Here is a 20,060-nt window from a genome sequence, read left to right on the forward strand (position 1 = left end):
GGAGCGTTCCTCCGGGTGACCGCCGGGACACCCGGCCCTCCGGACGGCCGACGCGACGTTGCGGAAACGACCTAGGCCAGCGCCGGTTCGTCCAGGGTCAGGGTCCCCGCGTCCGCGTCCAGCTCCGCGCCGACGCCGAACGGGACGGTGAGGGCCCCTTCGCAGTGACCGAATCCGAAGTGCTCGACGACCGGCACCCCGAGACCGCCCAGCCGGTCCGCGAAGACGGCCCGCAGCCCCTCGTACGGGCCGCAGTCCACCCAGGAACCGAGCGCGATCCCGGCGACCGGGCCGAGCCATCCGGCCCGCAGGAGCTGGGTGAGGATCCGGTCCAGCCGGTAGGCCTCCTCGCCGATGTCCTCGATGAGCAGCAGCCCGCCCCGGGCCGAGGCACGGGCGTGCGGGGTGCCGAGGTCGGCGGCCAGCAGGCTGACGCAGCCGCCGAGGGTGACGCCCCGGGCCCGCCCCGGCACCAGCACGCCGCCCGTGCCCGCCGTGAGGGTGCGCACGGTCTCCGGCTCGAAGAGCGTCGCGCGCAGATGCTCCTGCGTCCGCGCGTTCTTCAGGAAGTCGACGGCCGCGACCATCGGTCCGTGCAGGGTGGCCAGCCCGGCGCGGGTCGCGAACGCCTCGTGCAGTGCGGTGATGTCGCTGAAGCCGAGGAACACCTTGGGGCCCGCCGCGCGGATCGCGTCCCAGTCGAGCAGGTCGACCATGCGCTGCGCGCCGTAGCCGCCGCGGGCGCAGAACACCGCGGCCACCTCCGGGTCGCACCAGGCCGCCTGGAAGTCGGCGGCCCGGTCGGCGTCGGCGCCCGCGAGGTAGTTGAACTCGGTGTGGCGGTCGAGCACATGGGGGGCCACCACCGGATCGAGGTCCCAGCCGCGCAGCAGGTCGAGACCCGCCTCCAGCCGCTCCTCGGGCACCGGACCGCTCGGCGAGACGACGGCAACGCGGGCCCCGGGGGCCAGCCGGGCGGGACGGGTCAGGGACTTCACTTGAGGAGCTCCAGAGTGGGAATGCCGGGCGGGTTCAGACCGAATACCTGTGCGTACAGGGAGAGTTCGGCCTGCAGGGCGCGCACCATGGTCTCCGCGCGGCGGAATCCGTGCCCCTCGCCCTCGAAGGCGATGTAGGCGTGCGGGACGTTTCGCCCCGCCATCCTGGACAGGAACCGTTCGCACTGCGCGGGCGGACAGATGGGGTCGTCGAGCCCTTGCAGGAGCAGGAAGGGCGCGGTGATCCGGTCGGCGTGCTCGGCGGGTGAACGCTCCACGTAGCGGCCGGGCACCTCGGCGAGCGGGCCGATCAGCGACTCCAGGTACTGGGACTCGAAGTCGTGGGTCTCCCCCGATCCCCAGCTGGTGAGGTCGAGGATCGGGTACAGGATCGTGCCGCAGGCGTAGACGTCGGTGGTGGTGAGGGACGCGGCGCTGGTCCAGCCGCCCGCGCTGCCGCCGCGAATGGCGAGCCGCCGCCGGTCCGCGGTGCCCTCCTCCGCGAGGGCGGCGGCGACGGCCGCGCAGTCCTCGACGTCGACGACGCCCCACTGTTCACGCAGCCGGTTGCGGTACTCCCGGCCGTGTCCCGCCGATCCGCCGTAGTTGACCTCGGCGACACCGATGCCGCGCGAGGTGAAGTAGGCGATCTCCAGGTCGAGGACGAGGGGGGCCCGGCCGGTGGGGCCGCCGTGCGCCCAGACGACGTAGGGCGGCAGTTCGTCGCCGGGGGCCACGTGGTCGGGGTGGTGGGGCGGGTAGACGTGGGCGTGGATCTCGCGGCCGGCGGGGCCGGTGAAGGTGCGGATCTGCGGCTCCGGGTAGTACGCGGGGTCCACCGGGTCGTCGTGGGTGGCGCCGACCACCCGGGCGCGGCCGGTGCGGAAGTCCAGTTCTACGACCTCGTAGGCGCTGCGCGGGCTCGCCCCGACGCCCAGGACGCGGCTGCCGTGCACCGCGAGGGTCGGTGTGAACTCGGTCCAGGGACCGGCCGCGTCGACGACCTCGCCGGTCTCCGGGTCGAGTATGCCGAGCCGGGTGGCGCCCCGTCCGTGCACGACGGCGACGAGGCCGCTCGGCAGCGGCGCGAACCAGCGGTAGCCGATCTTCCACAGCGGGCCGCCGAACTCCTCCTCCCGGGTGCAGACGGGGGTCTCCCGTCCGAGCCGGTACAGATTCCACCAGCCGGTGCGGTCCCCCGCGTAGAGCAGTGTGCCGTCGGCGGCCCAGTCCGCCTGGGCGATCGACTCGTCGGGGCCGCCCGCCACCACGCGCGAGTCGTGCAGGGTGCCGTCCCCGGTGACGTCCGCGAGGACGAGTTCCGTGCCGTCCCAGGGCATCCGCGGGTGGTCCCAGGCGAGCCAGGCCGCCTGCCGCCCGTCCGGCGACAGCCGTGGTCCGGTGACGAACCGGTGCCGCGCGTCGGTGAGTTCACGCACGGCCCGCCGGTCCTGCGCGGCCGACCCGTCGAGCGGCACCGCGGCGGCGACCCGGCGCACGTCGGTCGGGCCCTCGCCGGTGAACTCCTCCATCACGCACCACACTTCACCCCGGTCGGAGTGCAACTGCGGGTCCACCCAGCGCAGTCCGCCGCCGATGCGGGACACGGGCGTGAGGGGGCGGGGCTCGGCGCCCGGCTCGTAGGCGTACAGCCGCTGGTCGGCGAAGTTCACGAACACCACGAACGGTCCGCCGGGGCGCGTCTCCCCCGCCCAGGGCTGTCCGCCGTACTCGATGACGCGGCTGCGGACGTTCCACGGGGCGGGCAGGACCGACTCCTGTGTGCCGTCGGCGTGCCGCCGGACGAGAGTGCGCCGGCCTCCCTCGGTGGGCCGGGGTTCGGTCCACCACGCCTCGTCGCCGACGAACCCGGCGAACTCGGGGTGCCCGTCGTGTGCCGCGGCGAGCGCCGCGTCGATGGGCGAGGGCCATGATCCGTATGACAGTGTCCGCATTTCCGTCCCCCTCAGGCCGTACGCAGGAAGCGGTCGAGAACGCGGACGCCGAAGTGCAGAGCCTCGACGGGGACGCGTTCGTCGACACCGTGGAAGAGCGCCTGGTAGTCGAAGCCCTCGGGCAGCTTCAGCGGCGCGAATCCGTAGCCGGTGATGCCGAGGCGTGAGAACTGCTTGGCGTCCGTGCCGCCCGACATGCAGTACGGCACGACGTGCCCCCCGGGCGCGAACTCCTCGACCGCCGCCCGCATCCGCCGGTACGTCACCGAGTCGACCGGCGCCTGCAGGGCGACCTCGCGATGGTGGAACTCCCACTCCACGTCCGGTCCGGTGAGCTGGTCGAGGGTGGCCCTGAACTCGTCCTCGGTGCCGGGGAGATGACGGCCGTCCACGTAGGCGACCGCTTCCCCGGGAATCACGTTGACCTTGTAACCGGCGCTGAGCATGGTCGGGTTGGCGCTGTTGCGCACGGTGGCCTCGACGAGGGCGGCCGCGGGGCCGAGCTTGCGCAGCAGTTCGTCCACGTCCCGCAGGTCGTCGAGGTCCGCGTCGATCCCGTACAGCGCGGCCAGTTCGGCGAGCGCGGCCCGGACGGTCGGGGTGAGCCGGACGGGCCACTCGTGCGCGCCGATCCTCGCGATCGCGGCGGCCAGATGGGTCACGGCGTTGTTCCGGTTCACCTTGGAGCCGTGGCCGGCCCGCCCGCGCGCCGTGAGCTTGAGCCACCCGGTGCCGCGCTCCCCCGCCCCGATCGGGTACAGCTCACGGCCGCTGCCGTCGTGGAAGGTGAACGCCCCCGACTCGCTGATGCCCTCCGTGCAGCCTTCGAAGAGCTCCGGGTGGTGGTCGGCGAGGAACCCGGACCCGTCCTCGGCGCTCGCCTCCTCGTCGGCGGTGAAGGCGATCACGAGGTCGCGCCGGGGCCGCACACCGAGGCGCTTCCAGCCCCGCAGGACCGCGAGGATCATCGCGTCCATGTTCTTCATGTCGACCGCGCCGCGCCCCCAGACGACGTCGTCGCGGATCTCCCCGGAGAACGGGTGCACGCTCCAGTCCTCGGCCTGTGCGGGCACGACGTCGAGATGACCGTGGACGAGCATCGCGTCGGCGGAGGGGTCGGTGCCCTCGATGCGCGCGACGACGTTCGTGCGGCCCCTGGTCCGTTCCAGCAGGACGGGTTCGACACCGGTCTCGGCCAGCAGCGCGGCGGCGTACTCGGCGGCCGGCCGCTCCTGGCAGTCGCCGCCGCCCCGGTTCGTGGTGTCGATGCGGATGAGGTCGGAGGTGAACCGTACGACCTCGTCCAGTGCCTGTTCGTCAGCCATACTGCTCCTCCACCGCGGCCGAGACGATCGTGGTGACCGCCTTGAAGGTGCGGATTCCCTCGTACATGGTGTCGCTGGTGTAGGCCACTCTCCGCTCACCGGTGCGTTCCACACCCGGTACGACGGTGGCCGCCATCGACAGGTGCTCCGCGTCGAACTCCAGCGCCACCGTGCAGGGTCCGCCCGCCACCGGTTCGTACCGGACGGCGAGCCCGGCCGCCTCCTTGGCCGCGGCCCGGATGTCGGCGGCGGTCCTGGACGGCGTCCGGCACACCGCCGCGTACCGCGAGACGTGGTCCTTGACGGCGACCTTGAGCGCCTCCGGCGCGTAGCCGAGCGCGTCCTCGCAGGCCAGGTCGTCGCCCGTGACGAGGACGACGGGTACGCCGTACTCGGCGACGACCCGCGCGTTGAGCAGTCCCTCACTGGCGCGTACGCCGTCCACCCACACCCCGGTGATCGAGTTGGCGAGGTAGGTGTGGGCGAGGACGCCCTCCATGCCGGCGCCCGTGTGGTAGCCGACGAACGCGATCCCGTCCACGTCGCCGTGCTGCACGCCCTCCACCATGGACAGCGACTTGTGCCGGCCGGTGAGCATCTCGGCTCTCTCGTCGAGCCGTTCCAGCAGCAGATTGCGCATGGACCAGTGCGCCTCGTTGATCAGCACCTCGTCCGCGCCGCCGTCGAGGAAGCCGAGCACGGCGGCGTTCACGTCCGAGGTGAACATCGAGCGGCACCGCTCCCATTGCGGCGTCCCCGGCAGCACGTCGGCCGGCCAGGTCACCCCGGTGGCGCCCTCCATGTCGGCGCTGATGAGGATCTTCACGACACACCCTCTTCGCACAGGTCAGCGGCTCTCTTCATGTCGGGCCACGCTACGCGGCGACGCGGCGCCGGGCCAGGAGGCCATGCGTGGACACAGCCGCCCGAACCGGTCCCGTCGCCCGCCGCGCGACCGTCCGGCGCTCAGGGTTTCACGGCGACCGCGCCGAGCCGCGGGAGGGGGTACGCCGCGGCGGACCCGGGCCGCCACCGGGAGCGGGCGACGCCACCGGGGTCGGCGTCCGCGGTGGGATGGGCGGGACGACCGCCCGGGGGCAGCGGGGCGCCGTCCGGCGATCACGGTGTCCGCGGTTCGGCACGGCGTACGGGAACGGCGGGATCGGTCCTCGTGGCGGGAACGGCGGGATCAGTCCTCGTAGACGGTCAGGACGACGCCGTCCAGCTCGATGCGGCGCGGTGTCCCGCCCTCCCCGCGCGCCAGGGCGTCCAGACAGCGCCGGAAGAGCTTCAGTTCCTGCTCGCTGAGGACGGCGGCGGCGAGGTCGAGGAGCTCCGCGAGCGCGGTCTCGGTCAGTATGTCGGGCAGTTCGCCCGAGAGCAGGACCACGGACTCGCCGGTACTGCCCCGGACCACGGCGGTGGTGGGTCCTCCGTGCACGAAGAGCACATGTCCCCCTGGGTGACACAGGGGTCGTGCGACTCACGTGCCCCGAGCAGAATGAGAGACTAGCTGTGGATCTTGGCGGTTTCGGCGGTTCTGGATTCTTTTACCGCGATCGCCGAAAAGGGGAACCGCCGCCGGGGTTCGCGCGTCTATGCCCCTCACCCTCGGCCGGCCCCGGAGTCGAGAGGCCGCCGGAGCCGCCCGGCCCCCGCATCGCCGCCCCTCGCCCGCACCGGTACAGGACCCGGCACCGGCGCACCGAAGGTGCCCGGCCGGCCCGACGTGACTCCGGTCTGCGCCTCCCCGTCCGCGCCGGAGGCCCGGCGCCGCCCCTCAGCCCCGGCGGGCGTCGCGCCCCAGGAGGGATTCCACGAGCGCGGCGACGTGGCGCCGGTCGTCGACGGAGAGCTGCTGGACGCTCGCGATGAGCAGGTCCACCTCGGGGTCGGCCGAGGCGCCGGCGTCCACCACCGCGGACGGCTGGTCGGTCGCGTACACATGAATGCCGCAGGCCTCCGCCGCGGCACGCCGCACCGTGTCCAACGACAGTCCAAGTCCCTTGGACAGCCCTTCCAGCGTGCTGGGCTGCGGCATGCGCACCACGCGCTCGGCCGTCGCCAGATGGTGGACCGTGGAGCGCGGGATACCGCCCCGACGTGCCACCTCTCCGTAGGACCAGCCCTCACGGTCGAGGCGATCTCTGATGATCTGCTGCAGTGCGTTGGCCACCGATGGTCACTTCCTGCTCGCCGCCGGGCGGAACTCTTCCAAGCGGGATCGATTCTACGTGGGGCTTCGCTCAGGCCCCAGAAGTCTTTCCCCGAACCGCTTGCGCGGCGAGCTCCGGGGCTACTACTGTCCAATCTCGTTGGACAGCACGTCCGACAAGATTGGACGAAGTTTGGGGGGAACCTGCCTTCGTCCGATCGGAAATGTCTATCCCTGAGGGGGAATTCATCATGATGGACAACCGTGAACTCGACACCGAGTCCGCCGAGCTGCTCCCCGGCCGTGAGGCCCTCGGCCGCCTGAAGTTCAGCTTCGGCCGCACCACCAACGTGACCAAGCACGTCGCGAACATCAGCGCCCACAACGAGTCGGCCGCCCTCAACGACCACTCCAGCTGGTCGGACGCGTCGTCCAGCGCCGCCCAGGCCATCAACGTCTCGCAGTAGCCCGGCACGGGACGCCCGCCCGCGTCCCCGCCCGTGTCCGCGACGCCGGACGCCACGCCCGCGTCCGTCCTCGCGTCATCACCACGACCACCTCAACGAACCACGTCCCGAAAGGACATCCCATGAGCATGGACATGAACGAGCTGCAGTCCGAGTCCGCCGAGCTGCTCCCCGGCCGTGAGGCCCTCGGCCGCCTGAAGTTCAGCTTCGGCCGCACCACCAACGTGACCAAGCACGTCGCGAACATCAGCGCCCACAACGAGTCGGCCGCCCTCAACGACCACTCCAGCTGGTCGGTGGCCGAGTCCAGCGCCAGCCAGGCGATCAACGTCTCGCAGTAACACCCGCCGCGCAACGGCTGTCCGGCGGACCGCGCCCGGGGCGGGCGCGGTCCGCCCTTGGGGGGGAAGGACCACACATGACGGCACTCGGGGACGGGCCCGCGTTGCTGTACGACACCGGGTCGCCGGTGCCGGGGCCGGGGGGAATCCCGGTCACCTACGAGCAGTTCGCCACGGGGACACTGCCGGTCGTCGGCGCCGGTGTCGAGGTACTGCCGGTACCCCGACTGAGCTCCGGGCTCAAACTGCACGGGGAGTACCAGGGATCGGGCTTCACGGACCCGAAGTACATCGCGCGCCGCGGCGACGGCCAGGTCGTGCAGCTGTCCCGGCTGCTGTACCTGGTCGCCTCCGCGATCGACGGAGTGCACGACATCGAGACCATCTCGCACCGGGTGAGCGCCCGTTACGGGCGGGAACTCAGCGCGGAGAACGTGCGCTACCTGGTCGAGGAGAAGCTCGACCCGCTGGGCGTCACGGTGCCGGAGGGGCAGGACGAGGACGAGATCACCGCGCCGCGGTCCGATCTGCTGCTCGCCCTGAAGGGGCACCGGATCATCTTCAACGAGCGCCGCGCGGGCCGTATCGCCCGCTCGCTGGCCTGGCTGCACCGCCCCACGGTGGTCGTGCTGATGCTGGCGGCGGCCGTGGCCATGGACGTCTGGCTGTTCGGCTTCTTCGGCGCGGTCGAGCCCGTGCTGCAGGTCCTCGACCAGCCGGTGCTGATGCTCGTCGTGTTCGCGCTCACCGTGGCCTCGCTCGTCTTCCACGAGTTCGGTCACGCCTCGGCGTGCAGATACGGAGGCGCGCGGCCGGGATGCATCGGCTGCGGGCTCTTCCTGATCTGGCCGTCCATGTACACCGACGTCACGGACATCTACCGGATCGGACGGGCCGGACGGCTCCGCACCGACCTGGGCGGGGTGTACTTCAACCTCGTCTTCATGCTCGGCATGACCGCCGCGTACTTCGCCACCGGCCAGCAGTTCTTCCTGGCCACCGTGTATCTCGGGCACTTCGAGATCCTGGAGCAGCTGATGCCGGCCGTCCGCCTGGACGGCTACTACATCCTCGGCGACCTGGCCGGCGTCCCGGATCTCTACGGCAAGATCAAGCCGATCCTGCTCAGCACCGTGCCCGGACGGCGCGGCAAGGCGGCGCGCGCCGAGGTCGTCGGGCTGAAGAAGTCGTCCCGGACCATCATCACCACCTGGGTCCTCACGATGGTCCCGCTGCTGATCGGTGAACTCGGCTACGCGCTGTGGAACCTGCCGCGGATCGTCGCCACGATGGTCCGCTCGCTCAGCGCGCAGGTCGTGGGCACGGGCGACGCCTTCGTCAACGGTGAGATCGCCGCCGGGCTCATCGGTGTGATCGGCTGCTTCATGCTGCTGTGTCCCATGGCCGGTGTGGTCTATCTGTCGGTCAAGATGGGCGGCCGGGTCTTCCGCGCCGCCAAACGCTCGACCGACGGCAAGCCGCGGCTGAGGGTGACGCTGTGCGCGCTGGCCCTGGTCGGTCTCGGCACGCTGAGCTACGCGTGGGTCTCCGGCGTGACGCCCGAGCCGCTGCCCAAGCGGCCGCCGATCGCCCCGATCCTCCAGCCCGGCGTCTCCACGGCGGAGCCGCCGGCCCGGCCCGCGAGCGAACCCGGACCGCAGGCGTCCCCGTCGGGCTCCGCCGCGGTCCTGCCGTCCGACGCCGTGTCCCCCGGCGCCTCGGGCACCGCCTCGGCGAGCGCCTCGGCCTCGCCCAGCGCGGACGCGGGGGCCTCGGTGTCACCCAGCGCGGGCCCGTCGAAGAAACCGGCCGAGCCCAGCGGCGGCCAGAACACGACGGGTTCGACCCCGGCGGGTCCGTCCTCCGGTCCCTCCGAGGGACCCGTCGACCCGTCGCCGTCCGAGCCACCGACCTCGACGGCGCCCACCTCGGACCCGCCCGCCCCGACGGACAGCCCGAGCACGACCAGCGAACCGCCCCCGGCCGCCCAGTGAGCGGCCGCACACCGCACCGACTTCACAGGAGAACCATGTGAGCACACACGTCAACGCCCATCGGAAGCCGAATCCCGTCGGCAAGACCCTCGGCCGGAAGGCCATGCGCATAGGCCTGTTCGCGGCCGGCGCGGCCGGTATCGCCACCGCCGTACCGGCCCAGGCCGCCACGGCCGCGGGGGGCAGCATGGGCCGCAGCGCGGCCGTCGCCGAGGACCACACCTTCAGCCACGCCGACCGGGCGCATCCCACCCAGGTCAAGGACTCCTTCACCGTGCGGCAGCTCGGCACGGTGAAGTCGGCGGGCCTGCGCAACCAGGCCAACGCGGTCTCCGTCGGCTGCTCGGTCGACGCGCACTGCCGGTCGGTGGCCCTGTCCTTCCAGATCGTCACCATGGCGGGCCAGCACACGCGGCTGAACGCGGTGAACCTCAGCGACGCGGCCAACCAGCACTGCGACGGCTGCCAGACCCTGGCGGGCGCCTACCAGTTCGTGGTCTCCACGGCACGTCCGATCACTCTGGACAGCGCGACGAAGAGCCGGCTCAACGACATCCACCGCAGGCTCGACGAGCTGAGCCGCTCGGGCATCCCGGCCGTCGACCTCAAGACGAAGGTCGACGCGCTGGCCGCCGAGGTCACCGGCGTACTGCACGACGCGGTGGCCAACGCGCCCAAGGCCGCTGACCAGCCTGCCGTGGCGGTGCACCGTCACATGGACGGCTGGCCCGGCCGCTGAGCCCGGCCACCGCGCCCGGCCGCCCGCGGAGACCACTGACGGACACGGCTGACGGACACCGCCGCGCGAGGGCGTCGCGCGGCGTGTGCGGGCGGCCGTCCAGGAGGGCCGCCGGCCGGGTCCTGCCGGTCTTCGCCCAGGGCCACTGAGAGGGGTACGGCGTCACCGACCGGCCGGTGACGCCGTACCCGTGCCCTGGCTCATCCCGTGGTGCGGCCCGCCACCAGCCACTTCGAAGGCAGCTCGATCCGGGTGCCGAGCGCGGTGTACTCCGCCGTCACGAGCGGGAGTTCACCGCTCGCGAGGACGGTGAGACCGGCCGCGCCGAGATGGTCGGGGACGGACGCGTCGGAGACCTCGCCCGGGGCGATGCCGTGCCGGAAGACGGGGGCCAGCTTGGCCGGAGGACCGTCGGCGCCCTGCGCCAGCCCCGCCAGCACGGGACGGGCGGCCTCGGAGAGCTCCACCAGGAACACCCGGCCCCGCTCCCCCAGCAGCGTGGCGATGCCGTCCACCAGCGGCTGGCGGTCGTCCGGTTCGCACTGGTGGAGCACCCCGCGCATATAGACGTTGGCGTCGCCGAGTTCCGCGTGCAGGCGCTGGACCTCACCCTTCTCCGACGCGTCGAGCACCCGGTACGTCGCCCGGCCCGCGGCGTCCGCGTGACGGGCGTGGTCGAGCGCCGCGGCCGAGAGGTCGGTTCCCACGACGCGCGGGAAGCGGTCGGCGAGGAAGCGGGTCTGGGTGCCGTTGCCGCAGCCCAGGTCCACGAGAGGCAGCCCGTGGAACGTCACGTACGGTTCGAAGAGGGCGAGATGGACGCCCGCGGTCAGAGCGGGCTCCGCGTCCCAGAAGACGGCTCCCTGTTCTTGGGGAGCCTCGCGCCAGAAGCCCTCCCAGGCCTCCCTGTACCGACCCGTCACGCTCATGCCAGCTCCCCAGGTAGCACCGCCGCCCGCCGAGCGCGACGGGCCAGATCGGTCTATCGCGCCTGGAGAGCGGCGACAAGCGTACGGCGCATTCCTTCACCGGTCATTCCGAACCATGTACGCCGTTGCGCGCCCCCTGCGCCCCCAGGGGCCCGCGAGGTGCGCGGGCATGTCCAGGGACGTACGCGGGCGAGCCCCGGGAGCGCGCGAGCGAGCCACGGAAGGGCGTCGGTGCCCCCGGAAGGTGTCAGCGTCGCGGCAGCGTCAGTTCGAACCACACGGTCTTGCCACCGCTGGTGCGACTGGTGCCCCACTCCCGGGCCAGCGTGCTGACGACGCGCAGCCCGCGTCCGTACTCGTCGCCCGGGCCCGCGCTGAGGAGCGTGGGCAGGGTGTGGTCGTCGTCGGCCACCTCGCACAGCAGGGTGTCGCCGCGCACCAGGCGCAGTGCGATACGCCGGCTCCGCGCGTGCCGGACGGCGTTCGCCACCAGTTCGCCGACCATGAGCTCGGCGGGATCGGCCAGCCGCCGCAGCCCCCACTCGTGCAGCTGCTCGCGGACGACGGCACGCGCCCGGCGGGCCTCGGCCGGGTCGGAGGTGAGCCGCCATTCGGCGACGTCCTCGGGTTCGATGCCGTTCAGCCGGGCCATCAGCAGGGCCACGTCGTCCTTGCGGCCGCCACGGGTGTTGAGGGCCCGGATGATCGTGTCGCAGGCGTCGTCCATGGACGCGGCCGGGTGCGCGGCGGACTCGCAGAGCGTCGCGAGGCCGACGCCGATGTCCTCACCGCGCACCTCGACCAGACCGTCGGTGCACATCACGAGCCGGTCGCCGGGCGCCACCGCCACGCGCACCGCCTCGAAGGGCACGCCGCCGACGCCGATGGGCGCGCCGGTGGGCAGGTCGAGCAGGTCGCTGTGGCCGTCGGCGGCGCGGACCAGGACGGGCGGGATGTGGCCCGCGTTGGCGATCTGCAGCTCACCGGCGAGGGGGTCGTAGATCGCGTAGACGCACGTCGCGAGGTAGTGCTCGCCGAGCCGCTGGGCCAGGTCGTCGAGGTTGCGCAGGAGTTGGGCGGGCGGCAGGTCGAGCGCTGCCATGGTCTGCACGGCGGTACGCAACTGGCCCATCATCGCTGCCGAGTTGAGGCCGTGGCCCATCACGTCGCCGACGACCAGGGCGGTCCGGGAACCGGGCAGCTTCACCGAGTCGAACCAGTCGCCGCCGACCCGGCCGAGGAGTGTGCCCGGCAGATAGCGGGTGGCGATGTCACAGCCCGCCATGCGGGGCGCTATCTGCGGCAGCATGCTGTCCTGGAGGGTCTCGGCGACGCTCTCCTGGTACGTGTACATCCGGGCGTTGTCGAGGACGAGTCCGGCCCTGGCGGCGAGTTCGGCGCCGGTGACCCGGTCCATGTCGTTGAACTCGACACGCTCCGGGTGGCGCAGCAGGACCATGAAGCCGAGCACCACGTTGCGGGCCTTCAGCGGCACGACCAGCATGGAGCGGCCGGTGATGAGCGGCCTGATGTCGCGCTTCTCGAACTGCGCGGCGATCATGTGGCCCAACTGCGCGCTGATGCGCGGCACGAGGACGGGCTCGCCGGTGGTCATGCACTGGAAGAACGGGGTGTGCGCGGGAAACGGCATGGCCTCGCCGACGGGCACGACGTCGTCCCAGCGGCCCGGCTCGTCCGTGTGCTCCAGGGCCACGCGGTGCCACAGCGTGGTGGTGTCGGGCACCCCGTCGGGGAACCCCTCACCGGCGACGACCTGTTCGCGCAGATAGGTGCCCGCCACGTCGGTGAACCGGGGCACGACGGCGCGGCTCACCTCCAGGACGGTCCGTGAGAGATCGAGGGAGGTGCCGATGCGTCCGCTGACCTCGTTGAGGAACTCCAGGCGCTCGCGCACCGCGACGTACTCGAGGTCCTCACGCTCGTCCTGCGCGTCGTACGCGTCCCGAGGGAGTGCCGGGTCGGCCTCGGAGCCGGCGGCCCGCTCGCAGCGCGCCCTGCGCCCGGCCCGCCGGGGCACGCCCCAGTCGGGGGTGACGGGCACCCGGTCGTTCTGGCTGAACTCCATGACGGGGTAGCCGAGTTCGAGGACCTGGGCGACGATGCGGGCGCCTTCGTCCACGCTCATGCTGGGCAGGATCTCGGGCAGTCTGCGGGCCAGTTCCTCGGCACCGGGGAAGTCGGTGTGCAGGGCGAAGGCGGGGGCGATCCGCTCGACGGCCACCCGGTCGTCGGCGTGGCGCAGCGCGCCCGCGTCGGCGGCCAGCACCAGCAGCCGCTCCCGCCCCGGGCCCACCAGCGGGTAAGCCCACCACAACACGTCGACGCGGTCGCCGCCGTCGTGCGCCGCGCGCTCCCGGCCGGGCACCGAGAGCCGGGCGCGGCCCGCGGCCGGGTAGAAGTGCCGTCCGTCGAGCGAGGACTCCAGGCCCGGGCCGAACCCGTCGTACGCCGCGTACGCCCCGAACGGCGCCGTCTCGTCCTCCTCGGGGAGCACACCGGAGACGGGCAGCAGGTCGACGGCGGGACGGCCCACCGCGTCCTCCTTGGGGACGCCGAACAGCCGTCGGGCGCCGGTGCTCCAGTGGGAGACGAGCCCGTCACGGTCCACGGCGACCACGGCCAGCGGGACGCGCCCGGCGCCGGCGTGCTCCGCGACGCCGTTCGCCGCTGTGCGACCGGGAGGTGTGTCCACTTCGGTGCCACGCGAAGTGCCGCTCTCCATGGCCCTGGCCCCTCTCCCCGCGGCTCGGCAAGATCTGTGCCGCACCCACCACCGTACGGCGGCGGTCCGTCGCCGTGTGCGGCAATAGGGTAATCGACCTTACCGGGCCCGCTCCGGCGCACCACCCGTCCCCGTTGTGACGGACCGTCCGCGGTCAGTCCTCGTGGCCGAGTTGGAGGTCGCGCTCCGTCCGGCCCCCGCCGGCCACCTGGAGCACGGTGGCCACCGGTGGGTAACCGGCCGCGATGACGGTGTACTCGCCGGAGGACAGGTCGACGAAGCGGAACGTGCCGTCGGCGCCGGTGGTGAGGGTGTCCACGACATTGCCCGCGGCGTCCAGCAGGGTCACGCGCGCGTCCTCGACGGGCCGTCCGCCGCCCGCCCGTACGGTGCCGCGCAGGACGGCGCCGCCGGCCAGCTCGACGTCCTGGCGGGTCTCGCGGGAGGCCTGGACGCTCACCGGGAGCGCGGCCGGCCGGAACGCGGGCGCGCTGCCCGCGAGGGTGTACTCGCCCGCCACCAGCTCCGTGATGACATAGCCTCCTTCGCGCCCGCTGCGGGTGGTCGCCACCACCTCGCCGTGCACGTTGGTCAGGGTGACGGTGGCGTCGCGCACCGGGGTGCCGTCGGCGGTCAGCACGCTTCCGGCCAGGCGGCCGGCGCCGCCGAGCACGACGTCGAGTTCCACGGGCCGCTCGCCGACGGTCACGGAGACGGCCTGCGGCTGGTGGCCGCCCGCCGCGGCGATCAGGACGTACGAGCCCGATCCGGGCGTGGAGAGCGCGTACCGCCCGTCCTCGCCGCTGGCGCCTCGCCCGATCTGCTGTCCGGCGATGTCGATGAGGGTGAGCGCGGCGCGCGGCACGACGGTTCCGTCGGGGTGCTGGACGGTGCCGCAGACGGGGACGCCGGCGGCGTACGTGGTGCGGGCCTGCGGGACGTGGGCGGGCGCTGCGGAATCGGTGTCGGCGGCGGGGGCGTTGTGGGACACCAGCGGTTTCTCCTTGAGGAAGAAGGCGATGAACAGGCCGAGGACGAGCACCGGCACGAGGTAGAAAAAGATCCGCGGCATGGCGTCCGCGTAGGCGGCGATGTAGGCGTCGCGCAACGGGGCGGGCATCGCGTGGACGAGCTGCGGGGTCAGGGACTCGGGGTCCGGGAGGGGGTCGTCGGGGCGTGCCGGGACGCGTTCGGCGAGGGCGTCCGTGAGCCGGCGGGCGAAGAGCGTGCCGAAGATCGCGGCGCCGACGCTGCCGCCGATCTGCCGGAAGTAGTTGTTGGCGCTGGTCGCCGTGCCGAGGTCGGCGGGGCGCACGGAGTTCTGGACGGCGAGGACCAGCACGGGCATCACCATGCCGATGCCGGCGCCGAGGACGGCCATCCAGACGCTGTAGGTCAGCCGCGGGGTGTCGACCTCCAGCCGGGAGAGCAGCCACATGCCGAGCGCCGACAGGGCGGCGCCGAGCACGGGGTAGACCTTGTAGCGGCCGGTGCGGCTGATGAGCTGGCCGGAGACGACCGAGGCGCCGACGATGCCGCCCATCATCGGGAGCATGAGCAGTCCGGACTCGGTGGCGCTGGCCCCGTCGACCATCTGCAGGAAGGTCGGGAGATAGCTTGCGGCGCCGAAGAGGGCGACGCCGATCACCAGTCCGACCAGCGCGGTGATGTTGAAGACGCCGTCCCTGAACAGCCGTGGCGGGATGAGGGGTTCGGCGGCGAAGCGCTCGACGACGAAGAACAGGACCGCCGCGGCGAGGGCGCCCGCGCCGAGTCCGAGGATCACCCCGGACCCCCAGTCGTACTCGGTGCCGCCCCAACTGGTCAGCAGGACCAGGCAGGTCGAGGCGGCGGCGAGCAGCAGTACGCCGAGCACGTCGACGCGTCCCCGGCGGGCCGGCTTCGGCAGTTTCAGGACGACGGTGACGACCGCCAGCGTCACCAGGCCGAAGGGCACGTTGACGTAGAAGCACCAGCGCCAGGAGAGGTGGTCGGTGAAGTAGCCGCCCAGCAGGGGTCCGGCGACCGAGGCGAGGCCGAACGCGGCGCCGATCAGGCCCATGAAGCGGCCGCGTTCGCGGGGCGGGACGATGTCGGCGATGATCGCCTGCACGCCGATCATGAGGCCGCCCGCGCCGACGCCCTGGACCGCGCGGAAGGCGATCAGCTGGTCCATGCTCTGCGCGCGTCCGGCGAGCGCCGAACCGACCACGAAGGTCGCGATCGCGAACTGGAAGACGCCCTTGCGCCCGAAGAGGTCGCCGACCTTGCCGTAGACCGGGAGGCCGACGGTGGAGGTGAGCAGGTAGGCGGTGATCGCCCAGGACATCCGGTCCAGGCCGTGCAGTTCACCGACGATCTTGGGAAGCGCGGTGGCGACGATCATCTGGTCCAGCGCGGCGAGCAGCAGCGCGAGCATGAGCCCGAGGAAGACCAGCCGCACCTGGCGCGGGCCCAGCCGGCCGGGACCGGCCGTGGCGACGGCCGCCTCGGGAGCGGCGGGCCGCGGGGGCGCGACAGCCGGTTCGTCCTCCACCAGAGTGATCCCGCCCACGTGCCGTTCCCCTCGTCGCGCCGACCGCACAATTCCCGCTTATCGCGACAACTGCGAGCAAGCGCGACGAGTTACGGCGTACCGTCGCGTGGAGAGGAGATGCACTCGAACCGGTGAGGGCGGCAACACGCCCTGAGAGTCCGCCTCTTGGGCCCGAGGGCCGTCGAGGCGTCTCCGGTTCTACTTCTCCGTCTCGGCGGCGAGCCTCTCGAGCACCAGGTCGTAGATCCGGCCGAGCCCCTTGGGCGCGAAGGTCTTCTCGAAGAAGCCGCCGATGCCGCCCGCGCCGTTCCACACGGTGCTGACGACGACCCGCGACCTGCCCTCCCCGGCCGGGGTGACCCGCCAGGTGGTGACCATGGAGGAGTTGCGGTCCTTCTCGACGAGCTCGCCGTCGGTGGGCTCGCCGACCTCGAGCAGACAGTCGCGGACGCGCTTGCTGGTGGCCTGGAGCTTCCAGTGGACGAGGGTGCCCTCGCCGTCACCGCCCTCGCGCACCTCGTACTCGCTGAAGTGCTCGGGCAGCAGCTTCGCGCGGGTGCCGGAGTAGTCGGCCAGGGCGTCGAACACCGCCTCCGCGTCCGCCGCGATGACCCGCTCCGTGGTGGCCTCGACCTGCGCCATGGCACTTCCTCCAGCACTTGGTGAATCGGGGTGTGCGGCCACCCAACCACCCGGCGGGCCGCCCCCTCAAATCGGGGTGCCCGCGGGGCGCGGGACGGGGTCGCGAGGGGGCGCGCGAGAAGTCCGCGCGGTGGCGCGGAAGGGGTCCGCGACGCGGGCGCGGAAGGGGCGTGGAAGCCGGTGCGGAATGCGCCTGCGGCCCGGGGGCGGGAGGGGTCCCGCGACGCGGCGCCGAGGGGGCGGCGGCGCGGGCGCGGAGGGGGCGGACCGGCGCGGGCGACGGGGTCCGCGCCGGTCCGGGGAAACCGGGTCGCACGATCAAGGGAACATGTGTTCTATTCTGTGGCCAGTGCTACCGAGGAGGCCTCATGCGCTGGGAGAACCTCACAGCGGACCCCGCCGGGGACCGCGCCCGGGACGCCGTGCTGTTCGGCGCGGACGCGGTGACGACCCGCACGTTCGACACGCCGGAGTTCCGCGGCATCACGTTCCACGAGATCCGGGCCCGCTCGATCGTGAACCGGGTGCCGGGGGCGTCGCGCATGCCCTTCGAGTGGACGGTCAACCCCTACCGGGGCTGCACGCACGCGTGCGTCTACTGTTTCGCCCGCAGGACGCACAGCTATCTGGACCTCGACACGGGCCTCGACTTCGACTCCCAGATCGTGGTCAAGGTGAACGCGCCGGACCTGCTCCGCCGCCACCTCGGCTCCCACCGCTGGCACGGCGAGCACATCGCGATGGGCACCAACGTCGACTGCTACCAGCGGGCCGAGGGCCGCTACCGGCTGATGCCGGGCATCATCGCCGCCCTGCGCGACCACGCGAACCCCTTCTCGATCCTGACGAAGGGCACGCTCGTCCTGCGCGACCTCGACCTCCTCAAGCAGGCCTCCGAGGTGACCGATGTCGGCATCTCCGTCTCCGTGGGCTTCACCGACACCGAGCTGTGGCGCACCGTGGAACCGGGGACCCCGGCGCCCGAACGCCGCCTGGACGTGGTCCGCACCCTGACCGACCACGGCATCGGCTGCGGGGTCCTGATGGCCCCCGTGATCCCCTTCCTGGGCGACCACCCGGCCCAACTGCGCGCCACTGTGCGGGCGATCGCCGTCTCGGGGGCCACCTCCGTGACCCCCTTGGTGCTGCATCTGCGGCCGGGCGCCCGTGAGTGGTTCATGGCCTGGCTGGAGCGCCACCACCCGTATCTCGTCCGCCGTTACGAGCGGCTGTACGCGGAGGGGGCGTACGCCCCCAAGTGGTACCAGCGCCGGATCACCCGTCAGGTCCACGAACTGGCCCAGGAGTACGGCATCGGGCCCGCCCACCGGGGCGCGCCGCGCGGGATCGCCGCCCGCGGGACCTCCGCCGGTCCGGCCGCGCCGGCGGCGCCCGGGCCGACCCAGCTGACGCTGCTCTGACGGGCGTTCGAGCCACCGGCTCGCGGGACCCGCCCGCCCGAAACCTCCCTGACGTCATACGAGCGCATCCCTCGGCCCAATCGGGTCAACTCTTGCCCGAACGGGTTCTTCCGGGCCTCCACCTCGGGACGATGCCGCGAAGGCCGTGGCGTGCACGGCTCGAAATCCTCCGTCCTGGGAGGCCTTGTGAAGAAACGCGCAGCTGCTCTGTGCGGGGCTGTCGCCGTGGTGGCAGGGATGATCACGTCGATCCCCGCCGACGCGAGCGCCGGCTCCACGACCGCACCGCGCACCGTCCGGACCGCGAAGCCCACCTGGAAGAAGTGCGGCACCCATGCCTACCCGGCGCTCCAGTGCGCGTCCGTGAAGGTGCCGCTGGACCACTCGAAGCCGGACGGCCGGCTCATCACCCTGGCGCTCTCGCGCGTCCCGCACACCGCGAAGACGTACCAGGGGCCCCTCCTGGTGAACCCCGGCGGCCCCGGCGGCAGCGGGATCACGATGGCCGGCTTCGTCGCCTCCACGCTGCCCAAGGCGGTGGCGGCGCAGTACGACGTCATCGGTTTCGACCCGCGCGGCGTGGGCGCGAGCAGGCCCGCGCTGGACTGCAGGCCCGGACACTTCGCGCCGGTCCGCCCCGACACCCTGCCCAGCACCCCCGCCATCGAGCGGGCCAACCTCGACCGGGCCCGGTCCTTCGCCACGGCGTGCGGCGAGAAGTACGCCGACCTGCTGCCGTTCATCGACACGATCAGCGCGGTCCGTGACATGGACGCGATCCGTGCCGCGCTCGGCGCCAAGAAGATCAACTACTTCGGGTACTCCTACGGCACCTACCTGGGCGCCGTCTACGCGAAGCTCTACCCGCAGCGCGTGCGCCGTCTGGTGCTCGACTCCGTCGTCGACCCCGGCGGTGTCTGGTACGAGGACAACATCGGGCAGGACTACGCCTTCGACGCCCGCCACCGGGCCTTCCTGGCCTGGGTCGCCAAGCACGACGCCACCTACCGGCTCGGCACCGACCCGGCTCGCGTCGAGGCGAAGTGGTACGCGATGCGCAGGGCGCTCGCCGCGAAGCCCGCCGACAAGAAGGTGGGCGCCTCCGAGCTGGAGGACACCTTCATCCCGGGCGGCTACTACAACGGCTACTGGCCCCGTCTCGCCACGGCCTTCGCGGCGTACGCCGACAAGAAGGAGACGGCCCCGCTCCTCGCGGCCTACAAGAAGATCGGCGCCAAGGACGCCTCGGACGGCAACGGCTACAGCATCTACACCGCGGTGCAGTGCCGTGACGTGTCCTGGCCGCGCGACTGGAACCAGTGGCGCAAGGACAACTGGGCCGCCTACGGCAAGGCGCCCTTCATGGTCTGGAACAACGCCTGGTACAACGCTCCGTGCGCGTTCTGGCCGACGAGCGCGCTGCGGCCGGTGGACATCTCCAACACGGCCCTGCCGCCGACGCTGGTCTTCCAGGCCACCGACGACGCCGCCACCCCGTATCAGGGCGGCGTGACGGTCCATCACCAGCTGTTCGGCTCCAGCCTGGTGGTCGAGCAGGGCGGCGGCAACCACGGGATCACGCTGAGCGGCAACGCCTGCCTGGACAAGTACCTGGCGGCGTACCTCACCGACGGCACGGTGCCGCGCGGCAGCGGTGAGGCCGACGCGGTGTGCGAGAAGCTGCCCGACCCGGAGCCGCTCGGCACGAGGGCGGCCTCCGCCACCGCGCAGGGCTCGACACTGCACGGACTGCTCGGCCCCCGCGGCTGAGCACCGCCGGACACCCGTCGGGGGCGTTGTCACACCCGTGGTCCA

The 20,060-nt window shown here is 72.4% G+C and carries 16 protein-coding genes; 6 read left to right on the forward strand and 10 right to left on the reverse strand.

Annotation, left to right across the window (positions count from 1 at the left end):
* Positions 1–71: 71 nt before the first annotated feature.
* The 6 genes from OG776_RS11385 to OG776_RS11410 form a co-directional block, all read right to left on the reverse strand.
* Positions 72–998 (reverse strand): S66 peptidase family protein, encoded by a 927-nt coding sequence (locus OG776_RS11385; protein WP_148013010.1) that lies wholly within the window; start codon positions 996–998, stop codon positions 72–74.
* Positions 995–2,953: a prolyl oligopeptidase family serine peptidase gene (locus tag OG776_RS11390; RefSeq protein WP_329320425.1), complete on the reverse strand. Its 1,959-nt coding sequence runs from the start codon at positions 2,951–2,953 to the stop codon at positions 995–997. The genes OG776_RS11385 and OG776_RS11390 overlap by 4 nt, the downstream gene beginning before the upstream one ends.
* An 11-nt stretch (positions 2,954–2,964) precedes the next feature.
* Complete coding sequence (locus OG776_RS11395) at positions 2,965–4,278, reverse strand: M20/M25/M40 family metallo-hydrolase (RefSeq protein WP_329320427.1); 1,314 nt, start codon at positions 4,276–4,278, stop codon at positions 2,965–2,967.
* Complete coding sequence (locus OG776_RS11400; protein ID WP_148013013.1) at positions 4,271–5,104, reverse strand: M55 family metallopeptidase; 834 nt, start codon at positions 5,102–5,104, stop codon at positions 4,271–4,273. The genes OG776_RS11395 and OG776_RS11400 overlap by 8 nt, the downstream gene beginning before the upstream one ends.
* Positions 5,105–5,467: 363 nt before the next feature.
* Positions 5,468–5,728 carry a hypothetical protein gene (locus OG776_RS11405; RefSeq protein WP_261994925.1) on the reverse strand — a complete coding sequence of 87 codons (261 nt, stop codon included), beginning with the start codon at positions 5,726–5,728 and terminating at the stop codon, positions 5,468–5,470.
* A gap of 330 nt (positions 5,729–6,058) precedes the next feature.
* Positions 6,059–6,454, reverse strand: coding sequence for a helix-turn-helix domain-containing protein (locus tag OG776_RS11410; protein WP_148013014.1), 396 nt, complete (start codon positions 6,452–6,454; stop codon positions 6,059–6,061).
* Between the two features lie 230 nt (positions 6,455–6,684).
* On the opposite strand from OG776_RS11410, the gene OG776_RS11415 reads away from it, so the two are divergent.
* From OG776_RS11415 to OG776_RS11430, 4 genes are all read left to right on the forward strand, one after another.
* On the forward strand, positions 6,685–6,900 hold the full coding sequence (locus OG776_RS11415) for a hypothetical protein (RefSeq protein WP_228120476.1): 216 nt from the start codon (positions 6,685–6,687) through the stop codon (positions 6,898–6,900).
* Positions 6,901–7,022: 122 nt separating this feature from the next.
* The gene (locus OG776_RS11420) at positions 7,023–7,241 is read left to right on the forward strand and encodes a hypothetical protein (protein ID WP_148013015.1); all 219 of its coding nucleotides are present in this window, start codon (positions 7,023–7,025) and stop codon (positions 7,239–7,241) included.
* Between the two features lie 77 nt (positions 7,242–7,318).
* A complete protein-coding gene (locus tag OG776_RS11425; protein WP_329320431.1) occupies positions 7,319–9,235 on the forward strand; it encodes a hypothetical protein in 1,917 nt (638 codons plus the stop codon).
* A gap of 37 nt (positions 9,236–9,272) precedes the next feature.
* Positions 9,273–9,974: a hypothetical protein gene (locus OG776_RS11430; protein WP_261994927.1), complete on the forward strand. Its 702-nt coding sequence runs from the start codon at positions 9,273–9,275 to the stop codon at positions 9,972–9,974.
* A gap of 200 nt (positions 9,975–10,174) precedes the next feature.
* Here the strand turns inward: OG776_RS11430 and OG776_RS11435 are convergent, their stop codons facing one another.
* The 4 genes from OG776_RS11435 to OG776_RS11450 form a co-directional block, all read right to left on the reverse strand.
* A complete protein-coding gene (locus OG776_RS11435) occupies positions 10,175–10,903 on the reverse strand; it encodes a class I SAM-dependent methyltransferase (protein ID WP_148013016.1) in 729 nt (242 codons plus the stop codon).
* A 247-nt stretch (positions 10,904–11,150) separates the two neighbouring features.
* Positions 11,151–13,646, reverse strand: a complete 2,496-nt coding sequence (locus tag OG776_RS11440; RefSeq protein ID WP_329320434.1) for a SpoIIE family protein phosphatase — start codon at positions 13,644–13,646, stop codon at positions 11,151–11,153.
* A gap of 154 nt (positions 13,647–13,800) precedes the next feature.
* The gene (locus tag OG776_RS11445) at positions 13,801–16,200 is read right to left on the reverse strand and encodes an MFS transporter (RefSeq protein WP_329320436.1); all 2,400 of its coding nucleotides are present in this window, start codon (positions 16,198–16,200) and stop codon (positions 13,801–13,803) included.
* Positions 16,201–16,380: 180 nt separating this feature from the next.
* Positions 16,381–16,824 carry an SRPBCC family protein gene (locus OG776_RS11450; protein ID WP_148013019.1) on the reverse strand — a complete coding sequence of 148 codons (444 nt, stop codon included), beginning with the start codon at positions 16,822–16,824 and terminating at the stop codon, positions 16,381–16,383.
* A gap of 368 nt (positions 16,825–17,192) precedes the next feature.
* On the opposite strand from OG776_RS11450, the gene OG776_RS11455 reads away from it, so the two are divergent.
* Together OG776_RS11455 and OG776_RS11460 are read left to right on the forward strand one after the other, a co-directional pair.
* Complete coding sequence (locus tag OG776_RS11455; protein ID WP_148014635.1) at positions 17,193–18,245, forward strand: Rv2578c family radical SAM protein; 1,053 nt, start codon at positions 17,193–17,195, stop codon at positions 18,243–18,245.
* A gap of 186 nt (positions 18,246–18,431) precedes the next feature.
* Entirely contained in the window at positions 18,432–20,015 is a 1,584-nt protein-coding gene (locus tag OG776_RS11460; RefSeq protein ID WP_148014634.1) for an alpha/beta hydrolase, read from the forward strand.
* Positions 20,016–20,060: the final 45 nt, after the last annotated feature.

This window comes from Streptomyces sp. NBC_01689 (assembly GCF_036250675.1).
In the GTDB taxonomy this organism is placed as follows: Bacteria; Actinomycetota; Actinomycetes; order Streptomycetales; family Streptomycetaceae; genus Streptomyces.